The sequence below is a fragment of the Micromonospora sp. Llam0 genome (assembly GCF_003751085.1).
Lineage (GTDB): Bacteria > Actinomycetota > Actinomycetes > Mycobacteriales > Micromonosporaceae > Micromonospora_E.
In genome coordinates, this window is sequence record NZ_RJJY01000001.1 from 5,078,989 (window position 1) to 5,099,738 (window position 20,750).

Annotated in this window: 20 protein-coding genes and 1 CRISPR repeat array; of the genes, 11 read left to right on the forward strand and 9 right to left on the reverse strand. The window is 69.7% G+C overall.

From position 1 onward, the window contains the following. The first annotated feature begins 39 nt into the window (after positions 1 to 39). On the forward strand, positions 40 to 675 hold the full coding sequence (locus EDC02_RS22125; RefSeq protein ID WP_123603613.1) for a hypothetical protein: 636 nt from the start codon (positions 40 to 42) through the stop codon (positions 673 to 675). Between the two features lie 106 nt (positions 676 to 781). Here the strand turns inward: EDC02_RS22125 and EDC02_RS22130 are convergent, their stop codons facing one another. Next, positions 782 to 1,360, reverse strand: coding sequence for a hypothetical protein (locus EDC02_RS22130; protein WP_123603614.1), 579 nt, complete (start codon positions 1,358 to 1,360; stop codon positions 782 to 784). 103 nt (positions 1,361 to 1,463) lie between these two features. On the opposite strand from EDC02_RS22130, the gene EDC02_RS22135 reads away from it, so the two are divergent. The 4 genes from EDC02_RS22135 (at position 1,464) to EDC02_RS22150 (ending at position 4,694) form a co-directional block, all read left to right on the forward strand. Next, positions 1,464 to 2,657: a hypothetical protein gene (locus tag EDC02_RS22135; RefSeq protein ID WP_148083554.1), complete on the forward strand. Its 1,194-nt coding sequence runs from the start codon at positions 1,464 to 1,466 to the stop codon at positions 2,655 to 2,657. Between the two features lie 63 nt (positions 2,658 to 2,720). Next, positions 2,721 to 3,125 carry a hypothetical protein gene (locus tag EDC02_RS22140; protein ID WP_123605040.1) on the forward strand — a complete coding sequence of 135 codons (405 nt, stop codon included), beginning with the start codon at positions 2,721 to 2,723 and terminating at the stop codon, positions 3,123 to 3,125. A 10-nt stretch (positions 3,126 to 3,135) separates the two neighbouring features. Continuing rightward, the gene (locus EDC02_RS22145; protein WP_123603616.1) at positions 3,136 to 4,212 is read left to right on the forward strand and encodes a hypothetical protein; all 1,077 of its coding nucleotides are present in this window, start codon (positions 3,136 to 3,138) and stop codon (positions 4,210 to 4,212) included. An 80-nt stretch (positions 4,213 to 4,292) separates the two neighbouring features. Next, positions 4,293 to 4,694 (forward strand): helix-turn-helix transcriptional regulator, encoded by a 402-nt coding sequence (locus EDC02_RS22150; RefSeq protein WP_123603617.1) that lies wholly within the window; start codon positions 4,293 to 4,295, stop codon positions 4,692 to 4,694. A 5-nt stretch (positions 4,695 to 4,699) separates the two neighbouring features. Here the strand turns inward: EDC02_RS22150 and EDC02_RS22155 are convergent, their stop codons facing one another. Continuing rightward, entirely contained in the window at positions 4,700 to 5,065 is a 366-nt protein-coding gene (locus EDC02_RS22155) for a hypothetical protein (protein ID WP_148083555.1), read from the reverse strand. Positions 5,066 to 5,230: 165 nt separating this feature from the next. Here EDC02_RS22155 and EDC02_RS22160 point away from each other — a divergent pair, with 165 nt between their 5' ends. Next, entirely contained in the window at positions 5,231 to 5,638 is a 408-nt protein-coding gene (locus tag EDC02_RS22160; RefSeq protein WP_123603619.1) for a VOC family protein, read from the forward strand. A 76-nt stretch (positions 5,639 to 5,714) separates the two neighbouring features. Here EDC02_RS22160 and EDC02_RS22165 read toward each other — a convergent pair whose 3' ends face one another. Both EDC02_RS22165 and EDC02_RS22170 read right to left on the reverse strand, forming a co-directional pair. Next, entirely contained in the window at positions 5,715 to 5,972 is a 258-nt protein-coding gene (locus EDC02_RS22165) for a hypothetical protein (protein WP_148083556.1), read from the reverse strand. Beyond that, a complete protein-coding gene (locus EDC02_RS22170) occupies positions 5,962 to 6,237 on the reverse strand; it encodes a hypothetical protein (RefSeq protein ID WP_123603621.1) in 276 nt (91 codons plus the stop codon). Before EDC02_RS22170 ends, EDC02_RS22165 begins: the two co-directional genes overlap by 11 nt. Before the next feature lie 125 nt (positions 6,238 to 6,362). Between EDC02_RS22170 and EDC02_RS22175 the strand changes: the two genes are divergently transcribed. Beyond that, positions 6,363 to 7,142 (forward strand): helix-turn-helix transcriptional regulator, encoded by a 780-nt coding sequence (locus EDC02_RS22175; RefSeq protein WP_233606429.1) that lies wholly within the window; start codon positions 6,363 to 6,365, stop codon positions 7,140 to 7,142. Next, entirely contained in the window at positions 7,139 to 7,390 is a 252-nt protein-coding gene (locus EDC02_RS22180) for a DUF397 domain-containing protein (RefSeq protein ID WP_123603623.1), read from the forward strand. Before EDC02_RS22175 ends, EDC02_RS22180 begins: the two co-directional genes overlap by 4 nt. A 230-nt stretch (positions 7,391 to 7,620) precedes the next feature. Further along, a CRISPR array of direct repeats spans positions 7,621 to 8,924; the repeat unit is 37 nt; unit sequence GTCGCAATGGAGACCGGCCCGCGTGGGCCGGTGACGG. Positions 8,925 to 9,201: 277 nt separating this feature from the next. Here EDC02_RS22180 and EDC02_RS22185 read toward each other — a convergent pair. From EDC02_RS22185 to cas7u, 5 genes are read right to left on the reverse strand one after another with little or no spacing between them, the layout of a single operon-like run. Beyond that, positions 9,202 to 9,993: a hypothetical protein gene (locus tag EDC02_RS22185; RefSeq protein WP_233606197.1), complete on the reverse strand. Its 792-nt coding sequence runs from the start codon at positions 9,991 to 9,993 to the stop codon at positions 9,202 to 9,204. A 17-nt stretch (positions 9,994 to 10,010) separates the two neighbouring features. Next, positions 10,011 to 10,172 carry a hypothetical protein gene (locus EDC02_RS41785; RefSeq protein WP_233606198.1) on the reverse strand — a complete coding sequence of 54 codons (162 nt, stop codon included), beginning with the start codon at positions 10,170 to 10,172 and terminating at the stop codon, positions 10,011 to 10,013. Next, entirely contained in the window at positions 10,169 to 13,189 is a 3,021-nt protein-coding gene (cas3u, locus tag EDC02_RS22190) for a type I-U CRISPR-associated helicase/endonuclease Cas3 (RefSeq protein WP_123603624.1), read from the reverse strand. The genes EDC02_RS41785 and cas3u overlap by 4 nt, the downstream gene beginning before the upstream one ends. A gap of 16 nt (positions 13,190 to 13,205) precedes the next feature. Then, positions 13,206 to 14,651: a type I-U CRISPR-associated protein Csb2 gene (gene csb2, locus EDC02_RS22195; protein ID WP_123603625.1), complete on the reverse strand. Its 1,446-nt coding sequence runs from the start codon at positions 14,649 to 14,651 to the stop codon at positions 13,206 to 13,208. Between the two features lie 5 nt (positions 14,652 to 14,656). Then, positions 14,657 to 15,835: a type I-U CRISPR-associated RAMP protein Csb1/Cas7u gene (gene cas7u / locus EDC02_RS22200; protein ID WP_123605041.1), complete on the reverse strand. Its 1,179-nt coding sequence runs from the start codon at positions 15,833 to 15,835 to the stop codon at positions 14,657 to 14,659. A gap of 296 nt (positions 15,836 to 16,131) precedes the next feature. Between cas7u and EDC02_RS22205 the strand changes: the two genes are divergently transcribed. The 3 genes from EDC02_RS22205 (at position 16,132) to EDC02_RS22215 (ending at position 20,740) form a co-directional block, all read left to right on the forward strand. Then, positions 16,132 to 18,246, forward strand: coding sequence for an ATP-binding protein (locus EDC02_RS22205; protein WP_123603626.1), 2,115 nt, complete (start codon positions 16,132 to 16,134; stop codon positions 18,244 to 18,246). A 23-nt stretch (positions 18,247 to 18,269) separates the two neighbouring features. Further along, complete coding sequence (locus EDC02_RS22210; protein WP_123603627.1) at positions 18,270 to 19,043, forward strand: alpha/beta hydrolase; 774 nt, start codon at positions 18,270 to 18,272, stop codon at positions 19,041 to 19,043. A 116-nt stretch (positions 19,044 to 19,159) separates the two neighbouring features. Further along, entirely contained in the window at positions 19,160 to 20,740 is a 1,581-nt protein-coding gene (locus EDC02_RS22215) for a formylglycine-generating enzyme family protein (RefSeq protein ID WP_158632267.1), read from the forward strand. Positions 20,741 to 20,750 lie beyond the last annotated feature (10 nt).

The following is a 20,750-nucleotide window of genomic DNA, read 5'->3' on the forward strand; positions in this document are numbered from 1 at the left end:
CCTGGCGTGGCGGGCCCGGCAGCGCCGACAATCGGCAGCATGGCGATGCTGTGGCTCGGCGGAGCGGTGCTGCTGACTCTCCTCAGCGGTTTCCTGATGGGCCAGGAACCGGGACTCACCTTCGTCGCGGCGGTCCTGGTGCTGTGGGCAGCTGCAGCCGCCTACGTGGTCGCCGCCATCTGGCCCGTTCGCGCAGCTTCCGGTAACCGGGCCAGCCGGTTGACGACGGTCGTCATCACCGGACGCACGCTGCTGGGGATCGCCGTCGGAGCGCTCAGTCTCGCCTTCGCCGGCGTCTACGGCGAAGGCGACCTTTCGCCGTACGGCGAACAGGTAACCGCCGAGGTCACCGATGTCCGTGACGGGTGCGTGCCGGGCACCGAACTGTGCCGCCCCAGCTACCAGCTCACCGTCGGCGGCGACGATCTCGGCTGGGTTCCGTTCTGTGGGCCGGCCGAGCAGGTCGGCACCAAGGTCGAGGTCGACATCGACCCACTCGGTCAGCGGGAGCCGCTGACCACTTCCTGCATCCCCGGGCGGGACGCGGCACGAACGATCACCACAGTGTGGCTCGGTGGCGTCGGCACCATCGGCCTGGTGGCTGTCGTCGGCCCAGGGTGGCGCGCCGCCCGCTCCCGGGGCCTCCGGCTGCCCGAGGACACCGAGCCGGGCTGACCCCGGAGCCAGAGCCAGTCGACCAGACTCAATCACGAGTCTGATACGACGTCTTGAAGACTGCCCGCAGTGACGAGACAGCGTCCTCGATCTCGCCTACCAGCGGCTACGCCTGGGCGCGGTTGTGGCTACGTAGATGATTCAGCAGGGCGGTCCAGCGCTTCGGCACCCCCAGGTCGAGGAACTCGGCCTTCAACGCGGCGATCTTGCGCTCCCGGTCGGCCAGCATCGCCTGCACGGCTGCGGTGAGCTGGGAGACGAACGTGCTTTCGCCCAGCCGGGTGACCGTGCCCTCGGCGAGCAGCACGGTCCAGGAGAGGGCACCGGTGGTGCGTACCGTGATCGAACCGTCCGGCGAGCCGCCGGACGCGACCACCTCGTTGAGCGCCCGCGTGTACGCGGCCTGCCCCGGTGTCTGCTCGGGTCGGGCCGGCGGGTCGACGACGACCCGGAACGCCGCCGACCGTCGCTCGTGGAGCTCGTCCTGGGACCGCTGGAACGCGACCCACATCGCCTGCCCGAGCCGGCTCAGCTGGTGGGCCAGGGTGTCGTCGGTGTACCGGCCGTACGCCGCGTAGCTGAAGCTGATCCGCAGGTCCGTGCCGTCGGTGGTGTCCGCCCAGATCGCACCGTCCGGAGACGACGCGGAGATCGGCGGTCGCCGGTCAAGGTCGGGCTCGCTCATCTCTCCCCCGTTCCGCAGGTCACCTGGCCACCGTTGAAATCCGCCCCGGACGGCGACGGCAACGAGACAACAGTCGATTGCCACACTGTGTTAAGACTAGGCGGTGAAACGAACTGCGCGGGGGTTCGCTGCGGCACTCGTCGCAACGGCGACAGTCGGTATGCCGCTGCCGGCACGGGCAGCCGACGCGGTGTCTCCGGTCGAGCCGCTAGCGGCCGAGGCGGCTCCGGCCGACGGATCGACGGCGACGCTGTACGCCGGAACCGGTGAGGCCGGGTACTCCGGCGACGATGGTCCTGCCACGGCGGCGGCGCTGAACCAGCCCGGCGCGGTCGCCGTCACGCCGGACGGGGTCGTGTACGTCGCCGACACCGGCAACGGGGTCGTCCGGGCGGTATCCGCCGACGGCGTGATCCGCACCGTCCCTGTCGGCGAGGTCAGCCTGAGCTATCCGAGCAGTCTGGCGGTCGACGCGGCCGGGACCATCTACATCGGTGACAGTGGCAACGCCCGGATTCTCTCTCTGTCGCCCGGCGGTGACGTAGCCGTGGTGGCGGGCGACAACGGGGCCGGGTTCGCCGGTGACGGCGGGCCGGCCGTCGAGGCGCAACTGCGCGACGTCAGCGGCCTGACCGTCGACGCCGACGGCGGGTTGGTCTTCGGCGACCTGCGCAACTACCGGGTCCGGCGGATCAACGCCGACGGCGTCATCGACACCCTGATCGGCAGCGGCGACGTCGGGCTGGTGGCGGGCGGCGACGCGGCGACGTTCACTTTCCCGTACGCGCCGATCTCGACGGCGGACGACCCCGACGGCGGCCGCTGGGTGGCGAGCACCCTGCTGTACGGCCTGTCCGACAACGTGATGCGTGCGGTGGTCCGCGACGGCGACAGCCGGTGGACGTACTCCGAATCGCAGTCGGCGGAGATCCCGGACGGCGCCTGGCAGGGCACCCTCTACCTGGCCGCCACCGCGAACGCCCGGTACCTGTCGACCGACGACGGCCTCTACCGCTTCCACCCAGACGGCCGGGTGGAGACCCTGCTGGCGGGTCCGTCGTTCGCCGGACCGTTGACCATGGTGGACGACCAGCTCGGCTACCTGGTCGACCCGCGCCAGCACAAGGTGTACCGGTTGGAGCTGCCGGCGATCTCCGCCGCCGGTCCGGGCAACGGTGGCGACAGCGACGCGGATCCCGGCGGCGCGGTACGGCCGTGGTGGGTGCTGGCGGCTGCCGCAGCGGTCGCTGTGGCACTGCTGGTGGCGGTCGTCGCGGTACGCCGCCGTAAAGCATGAACGCACCACCGCTCGGCATACCGCCCGAGCAGTCCCACTGACCGTCAACCGGGGGTGATGGCGATGCCGGAAGATGTCACCGGCGGTGACCTGTACGCGCTGTGGCGGGTGTCCGAGGCGCTGCTGCCACGCGTCGCGGACGTCTACTACGATGCGAACCGGCTGGTCGCCGGGGCGGACAGCGCATCCGGGCTGACCTTCGGCCTGACCATGTGGAACACGCTGCGCTACGAGCTGCAGGACATGTACGCCGAGATCGGCGGTGTGGTGCTGGACGGTGCTACCGCTGTCCGGGACGCCCGCCTCGCATACGAGACGGACGACACGGAAGCGGCCAACGACCTGCAGGACATCCTGGCCGATCCGTTGCGCAACTCCACCGACCCCGATATCGCGCCGCCGGCACCCGGGTCCGAGGACGATCCAGGTACGCCGATCCCGGTCGAGCGCCCGTCCGGCGCTTCCTGAAAGGGCGAACATGGGCAACGCTGACACGCCGGCCGAATACACGAACCAGAACTTCGTACCGGCGCTGACCCAGAAGGCGGAGAAGCTGCGGGAGGAGTTCGTCCGCCAGACCCTGCAGGACCTGAGTTCCTACTACGACGCGCTGCTTGAGGAGTACAACAAGGCCAACCCGGACCGGCCGGCTAGCCGCATCAACGCCGAAGCGTTCTCCGTGACCATCAACAACGGCCCGGGTTTAGGGAGCGAGGAGGTGATCCTCACCGACGAGGAAATCAGGCAGTGGGAATATGCGATCCAGAACGAACATTACGCCTGGGTCGTTCCCACCTTCGAGAGCTACCTGACGCCAGATCCCGACGAGGCCAACCCGGCCATCGACAATCTCGGCACGATCGCCACGATGTTCGGCGGGCCGGTTGCCGAGGCCGGCGATATCGGCAACCGCGACATGGGGCTGACCGGGCTGCAGACCGTCCGCGACCAGATGGAGAACCACTGGGAGGGTTCGTTCCAGCAGACGTTCATCGGCAACTTCATCGCTCCGCTGGAGAACGGGCTGGCCTGTCAGGCCGCTGCCGCCCGCGTCGCCAAGGAGCTGCTGGAAGCCAACAAGATCAGCAAAGTCGCCCAGCGGAAAGCCATCCTCGACCTGCTCGACAAGGCGATCGCCGCCCTCGGTGACCTCGGCGCGGGCGGCAAGTCGGCCAAGAGCTACGCCTGGAGCACCCTGGTCGGCATCGCCGCCGGCACCCTGATCGCCGCCACCGGCGGCATGGCGGCCTGGGTCGGCGCGGTGATCATCACCACCAGCACTTTGGCGCAAGGGCTGGAGGTGGGCAGCGACGCGGAGCCCGTCGAGATCGGCGGCATCACCGCACAGGACGTCGCGGTCGCGGTGCAGGGCGCGCTGACCAAACAGAACGAGAAGTTCGTCGACGACGAGACCAAGGTGGCGGACGCCCTCACCCGACTGCACCAGGACGTCGCCGCCGCCCGCAATGTGGTCGGGCAGCTGGGCGTCAACCGGCCCGACCTGTACGGCGCCTCCTTCGCCGACATCCAGCGCGGCCTCACCCCGTCGGACTGACCTGACTCCGGCAGACTGACCTGACTCCGTCGGGCTGAACGACGACGCCGGATGTCGGTGGGGCGTGGCAGTCTGACCGGGTGAACGTCGAGGAAGCCGTCCGGCTGCGCCGGGCCCGGGACCTGCTGGACCGGGAGTACGCCCGTCCCCTTGACGTGCCGGCGATGGCGCGAGCGGCGTACATGTCGCCGTCGCACTTCACCCGGCTGTTCCGTGCCGCCTACGGCGAGAGCCCGTACGGCTACCTGTCGACCCGGCGGGTCGAGCGGGCCAAGGCGCTGCTGCGCCGTGGCGACCTGAGCGTCACCGACGTCTGCATGGCGGTCGGGTTCACCTCGCTCGGCTCGTTCAGCTCCCGCTTCACCGAGCTGGTCGGTGAGACGCCCAGCGCGTACCGGGCCCGGTCGCACACCGCCGGCGCGGCCATCCCGGCCTGCTACGTCAAAGCCGTCACCCGCCCGACCCGCCCGGCCGCCGTCTGAGCCGGTCACGCCGCCGCCAGGTCGTGGACGGACAGGTACACCCCATGCTTGCGAAGGGCGGCTGGCGCCCACGCCAACGCATCTGCCCGGTGGACTGCCAATTCGGCAGGAAACCATGGTCGGCGCAGCACCCGCGCCTCAGCCCATTGCGGCGGGGCGACGTCCGCCTGAGCGAGCAGATGCTCTGCGAGTGCCGCGAGTAGCGCGTCCCACCGCTCGTCCCCGGTCTGCTCCGGTTCGTCCAGCAGCAGCGTCACCCTGGTGTCCGCCGGCTCCCAGCGGAACTCCTCCAGGAACTCCCACACCAACTTCCACCGGGTCTGGTCGACGTCTGTGGATGCCAGATGGCTGGCCAGCACTGCCAGACTCATCGGTTCGTAGCCGGTACCCACAACGCGAACCTCACTTTCCGAACCTCGGCATCACTTCGGCACCATCAGCTTCAGGCTGCCGGGCGACGGCCTGTCCAGGACCGGCCGGAGCATCAAGCCGGTTTGGAGAAGCCCAGGTCAGCCGGCCGGCGTAGCGTCGCTGGCATGACAATCAAGCTTTCCCACACGTTCCTGCTCGTCCGCGACCAGGACGAGGCGCTGAAGTTCTACCGCGACGTGCTCGGCCTGGAGGTCCGCACCGACGTGCCGTTCGAGGGCGTCCGCTGGCTGACTGTCGGCCCGCCCGGACAGCCGGACGTCGAGATCGTGCTCGAAGTCGCCGCGATGGGTCGCGCCGCCGACCAGGAGACCCTGGAGCTGCTGCTCGCCAAGGGCTCGCTCAGCGGGCTGATCTTCCTGGTCGACGACGTGGACGCGACGTTCGAGCGGGTCCGGGCCGCCGGGGCGGAGGTCATGCAGGAGCCCATCGACCAGCCGTACGGGGTACGCGACTGCGGTGTCCGCGACCCGTCCGGCAACAACATTCGCTTCTCGCAGCGACTGCCGCAGTAGCCGCACCGCCGCCGCACCCCAGGGGGTGACGGTGCCTCCGGTCGGCTTGCCGGTCCCGGCCGGAGGCACCGTCAGTTCATGGGCGGCGACGGGCCGGCCGGGTCACCGCGCCGGGGCGGCGCAGCGCGTCCGCCCGTACGACGATCGAGCGGAAGCGTTGGTCCTCGCCGCCGACGACCTCGACTCCGACCAGGTGGACCCATTCGATCCCCGGATGCTGCGCTCCGTCGTCGACCCGGGTGACCCGCAGCACGAGTCGACCGAGCCCGTAGCAGTAGTCGCCGGTATTCAGCGAAACCGTGTCGCCGACTTTCACCAGCGGGTCATTTCTCATTGTTGATCATTTCTACCGGCTTGCCGTCGCGCAGCAGCTCGGCGAACCGCTCGTACGCCCTGAAGTCTTCCACGCGTAGAAATTGCAGCGCCGTGTCCATCGGTCGGCATCCGTCGGTCAGGCAGACCGGGCAGCCGGCCCACTCCACCGAGGGCCAGTGGTCGGTGACGACGCACGTCGCGTACCGGATGGCGACGTCACGGGTCTGCTCCTCGCTCAACTCGGGGATGGCCGGCGGTTGGGAACCTGGCACCAGGACGCTCATTTCTGCCCTCCGCTGATCCTCGGAAACTTCTCCTGCGAACACTCTGGACTCCGCCGGCACTCTCCCGTAAGGATGGATCGGCATACCCGTGAAATCACTCACGTACGGAGGGGTAAGCGGTGGACATGATCATGTGGATACGCGCGCTCAAAGCAGCGCGGGTCGCCGCCGGAGTAAGCCAGGACGGGCTCGCCGAGAAGATCAATTGGAGCGCGTCGACGATTGCCGCGATCGAGACCGGCCGACGCAAGCCGACCTTCAAATTCGCCGAAGAAGCCGATGAGGCGTTGTGCACCGGTGGCCTGCTGACCGAGCTGCTGGACCGCGCCGAACGCCAACGCACCCCCGCCTGGTTCATCGCCTGGCGCAAGATCGAGTCCGAGGCGAGGCGCCTCCGCACCTTCCAACCGACGGTCATCCCGGGCCTGTTACAAACCGAGGAGTACGCCCGAGCGATCATCACCGCCGGCAACCTGCACACGCCAGCAAAGGCCGAGGAGCTGGTGCGAATCCGGATGGATCGGCAGGAGTTGCTGACCCGCGACAATCCACCCGAGTGCATCTTCATCCTCGACGAGACAACGCTGAGCCGGCCGGTGGGCGACCACGCCATCCTCGACCGGCAGCTCCAGCACCTCCAGGAGGTCATCGAGATGCCGAACGTGCGGATTCACATTCTGCCGACCGAGGTCGGGGCGCACGTGGGTCTCGGCGGCGGCTTCGTCCTCGCCGATCTGCCCGACGTCGACCCAGCCGCATACTTGGAGAACGTCGCCAAAGGCCAGGTCGCCGATGACGAGGAGACGATCCAGTTCTTGAGCCGGAAGTGGGACAGGCTGCTCGGCGACGCCGCCTCCACCAGCGCGTCGCTTCGCATCATCGCGAAATATAGGCTAACCCCATGACGACTACCGATGGTCTGCAGTGGCGCAAGTCCAGCCGGTCGACCGATACCGGCGGCGACTGTGTCGAGGTCGCCGCCGCGTGGCGCAAGTCCAGCCGCTCCGGTGACACAGGGGGCGACTGCGTCGAGGTGGCAGGCAACCTGCCTGGCCGGGTCCTGGTCCGCGACTCGAAGGACCGGGACGGCGGCACCCTCGCCTTCTCCCCCACCGCCTGGACCACCTTCCTCACCCACACCCCCGCCCGCTGACCGGCCCTGCCGCTACGCCCGCAGCCGGTCGCCTCGCCACCCGCCCGCGAGGCGACCGGCGCTCGCGGCTTGAGCCCTTCTGACTTGATTGGCCCAGGAACCGAATTCCGCTGTCCATGGGTGCGCGTCGTCCGGCACCAACAGCAGCCGCCCTGCACCCCAATGAAGACCGACTTCTCGAGTCGGTGAAGGGCCAGGTCGTAGACGGAGAGCTCCACATCATGCTGGCGGTCGCAATGGAGACCGGCCCCGGTGGGCCGGTGACGGGCTCGGCATCGTCGTCTGGGAGATCCGCTCGGAGGCGTTGCAATGGAGACCGGCCCGCGTGGGCCGGTGACGGTCGCGCACGCCGGATACCCGGCCGACCTGCCCCCCGACGTCGCAATGGAGACCGGCCCGGGTGGGCCGGTGACGGCCGAGCGCAGGCAGGAACGTGTTGCCCAGGTCGATCGCGTCGCAATGGAGACCGGCCCGCGTGGGCCGGTGACGGCGACCGCGTAGGTGACGTCGCCGGGCTCGCCCTCGGTGTCGCAATGGAGACCGGCCCGCGTGGGCCGGTGACGGCGGATGCAGTCAGCGGTGCCCGACGAGTTGCCGAGATGGTCGCAATGGAGACCGGCCCGCGTGGGCCGGTGACGGGCCGGCTTCCATCACACCGAGGCAACGCTGAGGGTGGTGTCGCAATGGAGACCGGCCCGCGTGGGCCGGTGACGGTGCCGGTGCCGCCCGGGGCGTGAGCCGGCAGCATCACGTCGCAATGGAGACCGGCCCGCGTGGGCCGGTGACGGGTGGCCGCACCGTCGGCGGCAGGGTCGGAGTGACCCGTGTCGCAATGGAGACCGGCCCGCGCGGGCCGGTGACGGGACGGACAGGACGACGGATTGCCGTTCTGACCAGCGCGTCGCAATGGAGACCGGCCCGCGTGGGCCGGTGACGGGTCGCCGACTGGCGACTGGCGCACAAGATCACCTCGTCGTCGCAATGGAGACCGGCCCGCGTGGGCCGGTGACGGTGCACGCGGACAGCAGCCGGTTCATGGATTTCATCCTTGTCGCAATGGAGACCGGCCCGCGTGGGCCGGTGACGGTCGGTGCGTGACAATCTGCTGGAAACCGCGCCGGCTAGTCGCAATGGAGACCGGCCCGCGAGGGCCGGTGACGGACGGTCAACCCGGAACCGTCGCGCGGGTCGATCCAGTCGGTCGCAATGGAGACCGGCCCGCGAGGGCCGGTGACGGACCGAGAGCTGTCGCAGGCGTTGGAGCCGCTGGCGGTGTCGCAATGGAGACCGGCCCGCGAGGGCCGGTGACGGGGGTAGCTCAGCAGGTAGCCGAGCAGGCCCAGCGAGGTGTCGCAATGGAGACCGGCCCGCGAGGGCCGGTGACGGGGCGTCGCACGAGGTGACGGCGTACTGGGCTGCGGCGTCGCAATGGAGACCGGCCCGCGAGGGCCGGTGACGGCGGCAGCGGCAGCCCGCAGTATCTGCGGCGACGCTGCTGTCGCAATGGAGACCGGCCCGCGAGGGCCGGTGACGGGGCTCGCGAACTGGCCATATAGGCAGTTCGCGATGGAGTTCAATCGAGTTGCCGGTCGGGTTGGTCCGGTTTGGCTGCATATCCGGGTTCGGAACCTCCCGCGTGAGACGTGTCCGCCGGGGGTTCCGAGGTCGGTGGACGTATCGGGCGCATCTGTTCATTTATCAATCAAACGACTCCGTGACCGTCGGCGCGGCGGAAGTGGGGGCAGCGTACTCGGCGGCACCGACGCAATCGCTGGCGTCGCTGTGGTGGCTGGTGACCCGGACGCCGGTTGTCACGGTTTTGTGGGTGTCGGGCCGTTGATGGTGACCGGGGTCGGGGCGAGCACGCCGGCTGATTTGCGGCCTTCGACGGGTTGGCGGGCGGCGGCGGCCACGGTGAAGACGCCGAGCGGCGCCCACCTGGCCGAGTTGATGGTGACGCCCTCGCCCGGCCGCAGCTCGCGGTGCTCCAGCAGAGCGGTCACGGCGTGCCGTTCCAAGGGTTGCCGCCACAGTGGCCACAGCATGACCGGCTGACGTCGACCGGGCACCTGATGCCAGCCCGTTGCTGCCACATTGCTGCCGTCGCCGGTCAGCCGCAGCATCGGCAGCGCCATGATGGCCAGCCAGGTGGCACCGGGCACGCCGGCTTCGACGGACTTGCCGGACGGGTGGTCGGCCGCGCCGCGTACCACTCGGTGGTCGAGGTATTCGCCGGTGTAGCCGTCGACGCGCCGCCAGCCGGTAAGTGCTTGTCGGATCAGCGTCGTCTGGTCCTTGCGTACCTCTTCGAGGGGTTTGGTGAAAAACGAGCGCAGGCTCTGCTGACCGGCGGGTGCGGTGTACGGGGTGAGTGCGGCGCGGCCTTTCGCGTCGGCGGCGAGGTCGGTGACCAGTGCGGCCAGCCACCGTACGGCCGCCGGGTCGCCGCCGGTGAGCCTGTCGGCCACAGTCCGGAACTCATCGCGGGTGACCCGCATCGGGTCGGGTGCCTTGCCAACCTTCGACGCGGGGAAGGTTGCCGGCACGCCAGGGATCACTCCGTCGGGCGGGATGGTGTCGAGGATGCCGACGATCGTGGACACCAGGTCATCCAGTGCGGTCAGCCTGCGGCTGTGCAGTCGGGCGACGGCGGTCCGGCGTCGAACGACAGCGCGGTGACGGGGTCGTGGTGGTCGGCCAGGAGCCGCAGGGTGCCCAGCGCCGCGAGGAACCCGAGCGGGTCCCGCCCGTCCAGAGCCGGCAGCTCGATCGGGTCGGTCACAGGGCTGTCCCTTCCTGGTCGCCAGCGGGCGTTTCCTCATCGCGGGCGGACGCCCAGATGTCGGCCAGTCGCACGACGGTTTCCAGCAGTGCCAGACCCCACCGGCCGCACACGTCGTTGAGGTGGGCGAACCGGGCCGGGGCGGACCAGTCGACGGTGTCGGCGGAGTCGAACAGCGGCAGCAGACCCGACACGGCGACCTTGACCGGCCGGTCGTCGACGACCGGTGGCAGCAGTGGACGGTTGCGGCCGTGGTGACTGGCGACCAGGTGCACGACCAGCTCCGGGTCGCGGTCGCCGGTGTGCCCGGCCAGTCGGGCGGCGGCGATCCGCGCCGACAGCGCTTCGTGTCGCATCCCTGGTGGGTAGCCGGCGGCGTGTTGGGCGCGGCGCGCTTCGGCGAGGTTGGCGGGGTCGAGGCCCGATTTGGCCAGCGGCTGAGGGGCGAGCTCGGCGAGCTCCGGCCGGCCGGCGTGCAGCATCGCCTGGAAGCGGGTGTCGCGTTTGCCGTCGTCGTGCCAGCGGGCGGCGGATTCGACGCTGGCGGTCAGTGGCGCGGGCAGGCCGAGGTTGCGGGCCATTTCGGCGGCGCGGGCGGCGACCGCCCGCTGATGGTCGTCGAGGTGAATCCGCCGACCGGGGTACGCGCTGGCGGAGCTGCCCGCTTCCGAGTCGTCCTCGGCCTGCCGGTAGCCGGGACCCCGGCCGCCGGCTGGTTGCCGGGCCGCCGGTTGTCGGGCGGTGGTGAGCAGCAGCGGGAACGGCGGCTGCCAGCTCCGGCCGGTCTCGGCGTCGAGGACCGTGGCGGTACGGGTGACGTGCAGGTCGGCGTCAACCATGGGTTGCAGGGTGCGGTCGTGCAGCGGATGGTCGGGGGTCAGCGCGGTGGCGAGCGCCCGAAGGAGTTCGCGGTAGCCGGCCGCGTCGGTCGGATCCTGGTCTGCGGTCGGTGCGGCAAGCAGCGCGTCGAGGGCCGCTTCGATGTCAGGTCTCAGCGGCTGCTGCGGGTCGGGCCGGTAGCTGACGACAAGTGGGCGCAGGTGGGGGCCGATGCGCAACAGTGGTCGGCCACGGCGGCGGGCCAGGTCGGCGACGTCGACGACCGGTGCCCGGCTGGCCGGGTGCCAGCCGAACTGGTCGCAGCCGCCGTACTCGACGGGTAGGACGATGGTGTCGCCGGGCCGGATCTGGGCTGGGCTGATCACCTCGCCGCCGCCCCGGTGCGGGTAGCGCAGCACCAGCCGGTCGGCCGTACCGCCGGGTGTCGGGGTCGGCTCGTCCGGCGCGGCCGCGAGGTCGACGTCGGCGGTCAGGTCGGCCGGGTCCGTGCCGGTCAGCAGCCGGCGTAGCGCATAGATCGGCACCTCGATGGCTTCGTCGGCGACCGGCGGCACGATGTCGATCGTGGGCGACCACTGTTCGGTCTCATCGGTGGGCAGCCCGGCTCGCCAGATGACGGTGACGGCGGGCGGTTCGGTGCCGATGCCGTGCAGGTAGGGGGCGACCGGCGGGTCCGGGTGCGGGGTGGGCGAGCTGCGGGTCCAGGCGTCCAGGGTGGCCGGATTGAGTAGTGGCACGTACCGGTCGACGGCGGTGACGGCCGCGGCCGGGGCCTGGGCGCGCAGCTCACGCAGCGCGGCCGGCGACACGTCGCGGAAGTCGCCGTGGTGGGGGGTGGCCGGGGCGGCTGGCGTGATCCGGCCGGCGAGCCACTGCCAGGTGGCGAGGCGGGCCGGCCCGTAGACCGGGTCGTCGGCGTCGACGGTGCTGTCGTGCACCAGGTACGCGGGGGCCGGTGCATCGTGCTGACCGAGCCGGTTGAGTCGGCCGAGTCGCTGGATCAGCGCCGGCAGCGGAGCTGATTCGCTGATCAGCGCGTCGGCGTCGATGTTGGCACCGACCTCGATCGTCTGGGTCGCCACGACGATGAACGGGCGGTCGTCGGAGCGGTCGCGGCCAACCTTGATCCGCTGGTAGTGGCGCTTCAGCAGCAGGTCCCGGTCGATCGGCCGGATCCGCCCGGTCAGCAGAACGGCGTCGGTGCCGGCCGGCAGCCGGTCGAACACGGCGCGGGCACGGGCAACCGTGTTGGCGACGACGGCCACCACGCCCCGGTCGGCCAGCCGGGCGGCGAGGTCAGCCATCACCTGCGGCACCTCGGTGGCTGCCTTGCGCCGGTTGGTGTCGACCTGGACCAGGCGCAGCCGTTTGCCGGCCCGCAACCGCTGCCCCGCATCCGGGTGGTCGAGGTCGGCGGTGCTGATCGTGTGCACCGTCGGCGTACCGATGCCGGTAGCCGCCGGCCGGTCGTCGTCGGCCGGGTTGGTCGCGGACATGGTGACCAGCACCGGTCGACGGGCGATCGGCCACCGGTCCAGGTCGAGGGCGGCGCGGGCGGTGGTGTGGAACGCGGCGGCCAGGTGGGCTTCGTCGACGACGATCAGGCTGTCGGTGCCGACGAGTGCCGCGTCGATGCTGCGCGCGTACTCACTGACCCCGTACCCCCGGAACAGCAGCCGGCTGCCGACCTGGTCGATGGTGCCGGTGATGATCGCCCGCCGGTCCGGGCGTTCCAGCCAGACGCGGTCCCAGGTGACGCCGCCGCGCATCCGGGCGACGGTCAGCACCTCACCGGGGTCACCCACGGCGCGCAGCCGGTCGGCGACCGCGCCGCACACCGGCCCGGCGGCATCCGCCCCCAACGCCTGCCGGATGGCGGTGGCGTGTTCGTGGGCTTCGTCGACGACGAGGCGTCGGTCGACGACGAAGAACGTCCGCCGGGGCGCGAGATCGGGGCGCAGCGCGGCGACGAACACGGCGACGTCGAGCACGGTCGTCTTGCCGAGCCCGGTCGGCACGTCGATGACGTCGGGCCAGCGCCCGTCGGCAAGGATCCGGTCGAGCAGCGCCTGCTGCCAGGGGAACGGCCGGCGCCCGCCGTGCGCCTCGGCGACGAAGTCGGCGAAGTGTGCGGCGGCCAGCTCCGCGACGGTGGCCTGTCGGCCGGTGCCGTGCATCGTTCGCTCCGCCTGCTCATCGTTGGGCAACGGGCACCTCCGGGACGAACACGCCGCAGCCGAGGTAGCGCAGGGCACCGGCGATGACCGGGCCGCGTACCGGTTCGGCGAAGCTGATCCGGCAGTGCACCAGTGGTCGGGACGGCCGCTGCTTCGGCAGGGTGCCGCGCCGGGGTGCGTTGATCGCGCCGCGCAGCGCCGGTGCGTCGAGCACGGTCACCGACACCGGCCGGGGGTAGCCGGCGGTGACGAGCCCGTCGGCGACGATGTCGGCGGCGCTGCGGCTGCGGTTCGGGAAATGGTCCAGCATCATCGGGCTGGCGGTCACCCATCGTTGTACGCCGGGCGGCGGACCGGTCCACCGGTCGGCGCGCACACCCCAGGTCGTCGGCGGCTCGGCCGGGTCAGCCAGCTGCACCGGGCCGAACTGGTTGCCGTTGAGCGTCCGGATCGGGTCGTCGCCGGTCGGGCCGAACAGTCCGGCCAGCACCGCCCGGCGGTCGGGGTCGGGTAGGTCGGTGGGCAGCGCGACGGCGACGCCGAGCAGGTGTCCGTCGGCGTGGCGGTGGCCGACGTCGAGCAGCGGCAGGTACGCCAGGTGCGGCCGGCCGTCGGCGCCGTGCCCGCTGACCTGGGCCGGCAGCGGGTCGGCCACCCGGTCCATCACGGTACGCCGCAGCAGGCCGGCGACCTGCAGGATCCGGTCGCCGCGGATCGGTACGTGCCCGCGCCGTACCGGCCACACCAGCAGCGTCCGGTACGGTCCGGTCGCGTCGGCCGGTGGTGGCGGCTCGTCGGGCTCCGGCGGGCTACCCACCGCGTACGCGATCGACCGCGCGGTTTCCCAGGCCCGCTGCCCGTTGTCGTATGCGGCGATCAACTGGTCGGCGTAGCCGGGGTACGGCACCCGCAGCTCGATCGACCTCGGCGCGCCGAGGCGGGTCGGCTGATACGTCGTCCACCTCGGGCGGTGCGGCACCTGCTCGTCGTGCACGGTGATCTCGACGTTGCCGGTGGACCGGCCCAGGTACGGCACCCGCCGGGCCAGTCGGGTCAGCCGCCACAACACGCCGTCGTCGGGCTCGGCGGCCGGCCAGACGAACGCGACCCGGTCATCGGCGGGCAGCGCGCTGCTGCGGCTGCTCGACCGGTTGGTACGGCCCGGCCAGAAGGTGCTGCCCGAATTGGCCTCGGTCGCGTTGGTGACCACGAAGCCGCTGCGGACGCTGGTGTGCACGTTGGCTGGTGCGACCGCCGCGACCAGGGGTGGGCCGGCCTGCTCCAGCCAGCGCAGCGCCGCCAGGTCAGCGATCTCGGCCGGACTGCCGCTGCCATGCTCGACGGCGGCGACCAGCGCGTTGAACAGGCGTGCCGGATGCGGCGGCCACTCCGGATCGGCGGGTGTGGTCGCCGCCGCGTCGTAGCGGGCCTGCCTCAGCAGTACGGTGATGCTCAGCGCCACCGGACCTACACCTCTTCTGCTGCGGACTGGGTGAGGGCGTGCCGGATCGCCTCGGCGAGCGACGTGATCGGGCTGATCGCGATGACGTCGTCGTCCATCCGGATCCCGGCGGCCGTCGCCCGGCTGCGCAGCTCCCGGAAGGCTTCGATCGCCTCGGCCGTCGACACGTCGACCGGGTCGAGCGTGCCGCCGTCGCCTTCGAAGGCGACGGTTTCGCGGTGGCGGGTCAGGTCACAGCCGGACCGCAGCCACAGCGAGGCCCGACCGAAGGCGAGCCGGTCGCCGACCAGGGCCAGGGCGGCGAGCGTCGCCCGAGCTGCGGTCGCCGCTTCGGCCGACGCGTCACCGAAGCGCAGCCGCTCCAGGCCGGCCAGCGAGATCCAGCCGTACCGCCGGATCTCCCGCACCGTCACCCCGCCGTGCACAGTGTTGGGCGCGATGTGCCCGTGCCCGATCTCGCTGAGCTTGCCGCCTTTGGCTTTCGTGCCTTCCGGCAGGAAACGCCAGTCGCGCTCGGCTTTGCCCTTGTCGTCGATGGCGCCGGTCAGGTTGACCGGGTCGACCTTGCCGGCCCGTCGGTCCCCGATCGACCAGTCGATGCCGAACATCGACGACGAGTAGATGCGGGGGAATTTCGGCCACCGTCCTTTGCGGTGCGAATCCCAGGCACCAAAGATCAACGAGTACGGTTCCCGCTGGTACAGCGGGCGTACATCGGTGGCCGAGGTCGAGCGCAGCGCCTTACCGACCGGGCTACGGTCGAATCGCTCGCCGTCCACGTCGCTGTCGCGCAGGTAGGCGTCGGCGTACCGGTGCGGGAAGTCCAGCGAGGTCAGCCGTACGCCCTCCTCTTTCATGGTCAGTTCGAAGATCGGCAGGTCGAGGCGACCGCCGTCGCGCGCCGCCAGCAACGCCTCCTCGACCCGGTTGGCCTGCGACGGCACCTGGTCGACGATCACGGTGTCGCACAACGTCTCGTCGATGAGTCGGCGTTCGACCGCGTACGGCACCGGATCCCGGCCTTCGCGTTGAGCGGCGGCCCTTTCCCGGTCGGGAATCGGAAACGTCGGCGGCATGATTTTGCCGCCCGGCCCGCCCACCGGCTGGTATACCCCGTTGAACACGATGCCCGCATACGAGCGATCTTCATGAACCGCGTCAAGCAGGCGGTCAGCAAGCGACATCAGTGGCACTCCATAAGTGACGTGAAACGCGATTGAACATGTCTACCCCACAGGTCCGACATTCTGTCGAACGGGGACAAGGTCCCTGCCACCACAGCCGCCGCGTTGAGGCGCCACCTCGGCCGGACCGCGGCGCCTTGTAGACCTCCGTCTACCTTGATCTCCAACGGCGCCGGCCAGTGACCGCTTGCTGACTCCTCCATTGCGCACCGTAAACGCCTCCCGCAGACTGGTACGACCTTCGCGACGTCGAAGGCGTTGACCGCCCTTCTGGTGCTTAAGGTGGCGTCACGGCTGTGGATGGCATCACCGCTGGTGTCAACGAGCTACTCGGCCTGCTCTCCGCACTGCTGGCGGTCATCGCGGCGGCACTCGCCCTGCCCCCGTTGATCGGACGATGGCGGCGTGGCGGACGGCCGAGGCGTCAACCACCCAAGATCCTCCTGCCGTCACGCACCCAGCTCGTCGACCGCACCGACGAGGTTGCTCAGGTCCTGCAGCATCTCGACCGGGGCGAATACCTCGTCTCCATCGAGGGCAGCATTGGCGTCGGAAAGAGCGCGCTGGCCACCGAGGTGGCCCACCGGCTCGCCGAACGACGCACCGGCCGGCAGCAAGCACGGGGATACACCTCGCTCGTCTGGTTCGACGCGCACAACGGCGCGCTCGGCCTTGCCGATCTCGCTCGTACGCTCGGGCTGGCCGCCGGCGACCCGACTCTGTCCGCGGCACCAGCCGAACACAAGGCAGAGGTGCTGCGCGCGTTTCTCGCCGATCACCCTGCGGTACTGGTCATCGACAATCTCCGGCTCAGCGCGACGGACGCCCACCACCTGGTCGGCTTTCTACGGACCCTGCCGAGTGGATCCCTCGCCATCGTCAGTGCCAACACGCCGGGCCGGCTGCCGGCGCCGCGGGTGATGCTCCAGGAACTTCAACAGAAATACACAGAGGAGCTGCTGATCCGCGAGGCGACCCGGCGCGGCGTGACCGACATTCTCAACGCCGATCGAGCGACGCTGGCGCGCCTGCACGAGCTGCTGGGCGGGAACCCGCGAGCGATCGAGCTCTTCGCCCTGGCGTGTTCACACGAGGGCCGGAGTTTCTCCATGAGATTACGTCAGCTGGAAGCCGGATCCGCACAGCTGACTGACGCGTTGTTCACTGTGGTGTGGCATGACGTCAGTGCGGCCGGGCGAAGCCTGCTGAGCGTTTGCGCATTCCTCAGCGGAAGCGCGAACGCGGAGCAACTGTGCGTTGCGCTCCATCTGCCGCAGGACGAGGTTGAGGACCTCGCGGAACGCTTGTGGTCGGACGGGCTGATCTCCTCACATCAGCGGCATGACACCACCTTCTACACCTGCTCGGCGGCGCTGCGTCTGTTCGTACTCAACCACACGCCGGAAGCACAGCTCAACGAAATCGCCATCTGCCTCGCCGACCACTTCATCAGTCGGTTCGGCCAGCACTGGGAGGATGCTTCCGGCGCCGAATCCCACCTCGACGCCATCCGACTGCTGATCCGGGAGCGGCACCACAACAGAGCGTTCGAGCAGAGCTTCAGACTCTTCGAAGTCACCCTCGACATCTTCTTCACGCTAGGGCTCTTCGACGATCGGATCGACCTCGGCTGGGTGGCCTACGAGGCGGCGACGGCACGCGGGAAGGGCGAGGAACGCTCGCTCGCGTTGTCCGTGATCTCGTCGACGCATGCTATCCGGGGCGAAGAGGCAGCCGCAGCCCGTACCGCCGATCTCGGCCTCCGCATCGCCCGCGAGATCGGTTCGGTCAAGGAAATCGCACGTCAGCTCAGATGTGTCGGGTTCCAGCTCTTCCGAGCCGGGAAGGCGGTCGAGGCACTGGCTGTCGTCAAGAACGCCGGTGAGGACGCCGAGGTGATGGCCCGGTCCGCCGGCGACTTCAACAATATGATCGACATTCAGTCGCTGGTCGGGGCCGCCTACTGGCATCTGGGTCGACTCGATCAGTGTGCACAGACCGTCCGGCGGTTCCTCGACTCATGTGAAGAACTGCCCTGGGAGCGGGGCAAGGCCTACGCGATTCGTGATCTCGCCGAAGTCAGCATGATGGGTGGCGCTTTTCAGGACGCCATGCTGCTCCTCGATCAGGCACGCCGCATCGCTGTCACGTACCGCGATGTACGCCAGTTGGTGAGAGTCGACCTGACGGATGCTCGCCTACACCTATTCCAAGGTCGGATGATAAGGGCCAGGAGGTACGCACTCCGGGCTGCCGCCGACGCCCACAGCTTGTCGCTGATCGGCGAGCAGGCCGAGGCGGAGGCAGTAGCAAGGTATGCAGTCCGCGCCCTGGTCTGGCCGTGGTTGTGGGTTGTGGCGTTCCGGAAACCAAGAATCCGGTTCACCGAAATGACCGTAGGTGGCGATTGACATACACCGGGAGGGCTCAGAGCATGCCAGCTACAGCGGAGGAGTTGCGGTATCGCGTCAGTGTCGAAGATGACGAACTCGCAACGGTGGTCACGCAGCCGACAGGTAACGCGGTGAGCTGCATGGTACTGATGCTGCACGGTGGACCCGGCGGAGAGAAGGACGGACCCGAGCAGCTGTACGCGAATCTTGCTCGGCAACTCGCCGAGCTTGGCATCGCGTCGGTGCGGTTCGACTTCAGGGGCTGCGGCGAGAGCACCGGCCGCTACCGCGACATGACCATCCGTCGGCAGGTCCATGAGATGCGCGCGGTGCGGGAGTTCGTCGACGAGAGATTCCGGCCGGGCGCGTGGGTGTTGATCGGCGAGAGTTTTGGGGCCACCATCGGCCTGAGCGACCTCGATCCGGCGTACAAGGCGATTGTCATGCTGTGGCCGGCCATCTGGCTGTTGGACGGCACCTTCGAGTCCTATCTGAACCCGGAGCACCTCGAATCCGCCGAACGCGAAGGCTTCTCCGAGATCGACGGCGAGCAGATCGGCTTGGACTTCCTCCACGAACTACAGCAGGTCGTAGATGTCAGTGCGCCGCTGGTCGATCTTGCCACACCGGTGTTGTTCATTCACGGCACGGCCGACCGGGAGGTACCTTTCCAACAGAGCGTGCGAGCGGCCGAGCTCGTCGGCGGAGCGAGGAAGGTGGTTGTCATCAACGACGGCGACCATTGCCTGGAACGGCCGCACGAAAGAGAAATCGTCCACCGCGAGACGGTGACATGGATCGCGGCTCACCTCTGACAGTCGGAGCACTCTTTCTCGCACCCCAGCAGTCCTCGGCCTTTCCCGCCATCCCCGGCCAACGCGGTAGCAGGACCGGCGGGGACCTCCAGTGGCAGCTGGGTCAGCACTTCGACGTGCGCTCAATCGTGCTCAGGGCCGGGCAGTTCGGCAGTCCGACCAGCGCGCTCCGGGCAGTCAGAGCCGCAGCTCAGGATCTTGACGGCGTCGGCATGCTGCTCGTGGCGTTGGCCGGTCACGTCGCTCACTTCGAACGCACGACCGGTGACCTGGTGTCCCTCGTACTCCCGAACTCGGTGCCGGGTCGTCCCGGCAGCATGTTGCCGATGGCCGACCTGATCGCCGAGCTGCATGGCTACGACGCGACAGGAAGCGTCGTGATCTGCGCCGATCTCACCACGGCGCCGAGCGGGAGCGTACCGCTGTCGCCGATACCCGGCGTACACCTGCTCGCGTCCATCCCCGGGCCGACAGTCGCAGTCGGGCGCACCTGCCACGACGCCCTCGCCGCCGAACTCGGCGACCTGGCCGCTTCCGGCGAGCTCCGGCCGCTGAACGAGGTCCTGCACCGTGCGGCGGACCGCGCCCGGGCCAGCGGCGTAGCGGTGCACGTCAGCGCCCTTGACCGACCGATAGTTCTCAGCGCGAAGTACCCCGAGGAACAGCTGCCCGACTACGTGCGCGAGGACCTCTACTCACCCCACGCAGGGTCGCGTCTCGACGCCGTCACCGAGCTGGCCGCTCTCGCGCCCAGCAGCGCACACGCGCGGGTCTGCCTGCAGCGGGTCGCCACCCACGACAGCGCCGACGAGGTACGCAGCTATGCGGAATCCATGAGCCGCCAGGCCGAGCAGCCCACGCTGCAGGAACTACTCGACAACGGGCGGATCTCGGCCACCGGGATCAGCGACGCGCTGCACCGGCCGGCGCTGCCCGACTTCGTGCCCCACTCCGGCGGCGAGGTCGTCATCGGCCTCGATCCGCCGGACAGCAGGTTCAGTTCGTGCCGACCCCGGCATCTGCTCCGACTCCCGCCGTTCGAGCTGGCCCGCACGGTGGTGACCAACAGCCAGTACCTGGCGTTCGTCGCCGTCGCCGGTGGACCCTGCCCCGAGCACTGGGCCACCGGTGACAACCTGTGGGATGAGCCCAGCCTGCCGGTGGTGATGGTGTCCTGGCACGACGCCGTCCGTTACTGCGACTGGCTCACCCGACGGCTGCGGGCCGTCGGCCGGCTGACCGCAGACCAGCGTGTCGTGCTGCCCAGCGAAGCCGAGTGGGAGTACGCCGCCAGCAACGGGCGGGGCGATCCCTACCCGTGGGGTAGCGCCGCCGACCCTCGCGGTCGCCGGACGAACATCCGCGCCACCGGCCTCGACGTGGTCGTCGCGCCGGGCCGGTTCTCGCCCCAGGGCGACAGCGCGGCAGGGTGCCAGGACCTGATCGGCAACGTCTCGGAGTGGACCCGCAGCAGGTGGGGAACCTCGGGACGGCTACCGACCTTTCACTACCCGTACCAGGCCGACGATGGTCGGGAAGCTAACGGCCCGTTACCCGACGCGCGGTACGTCATCCGCGGCGGTGCCTACTACTACGGTAGGGAGTGCGCCAATTCCTACACTCGCAATCAGCGGCTCGCTACCCAACGACATCCGGCGACCGGATTCCGGGTCGCGGTCGTCCGGCGTACGGGATAGCCGGGCGACG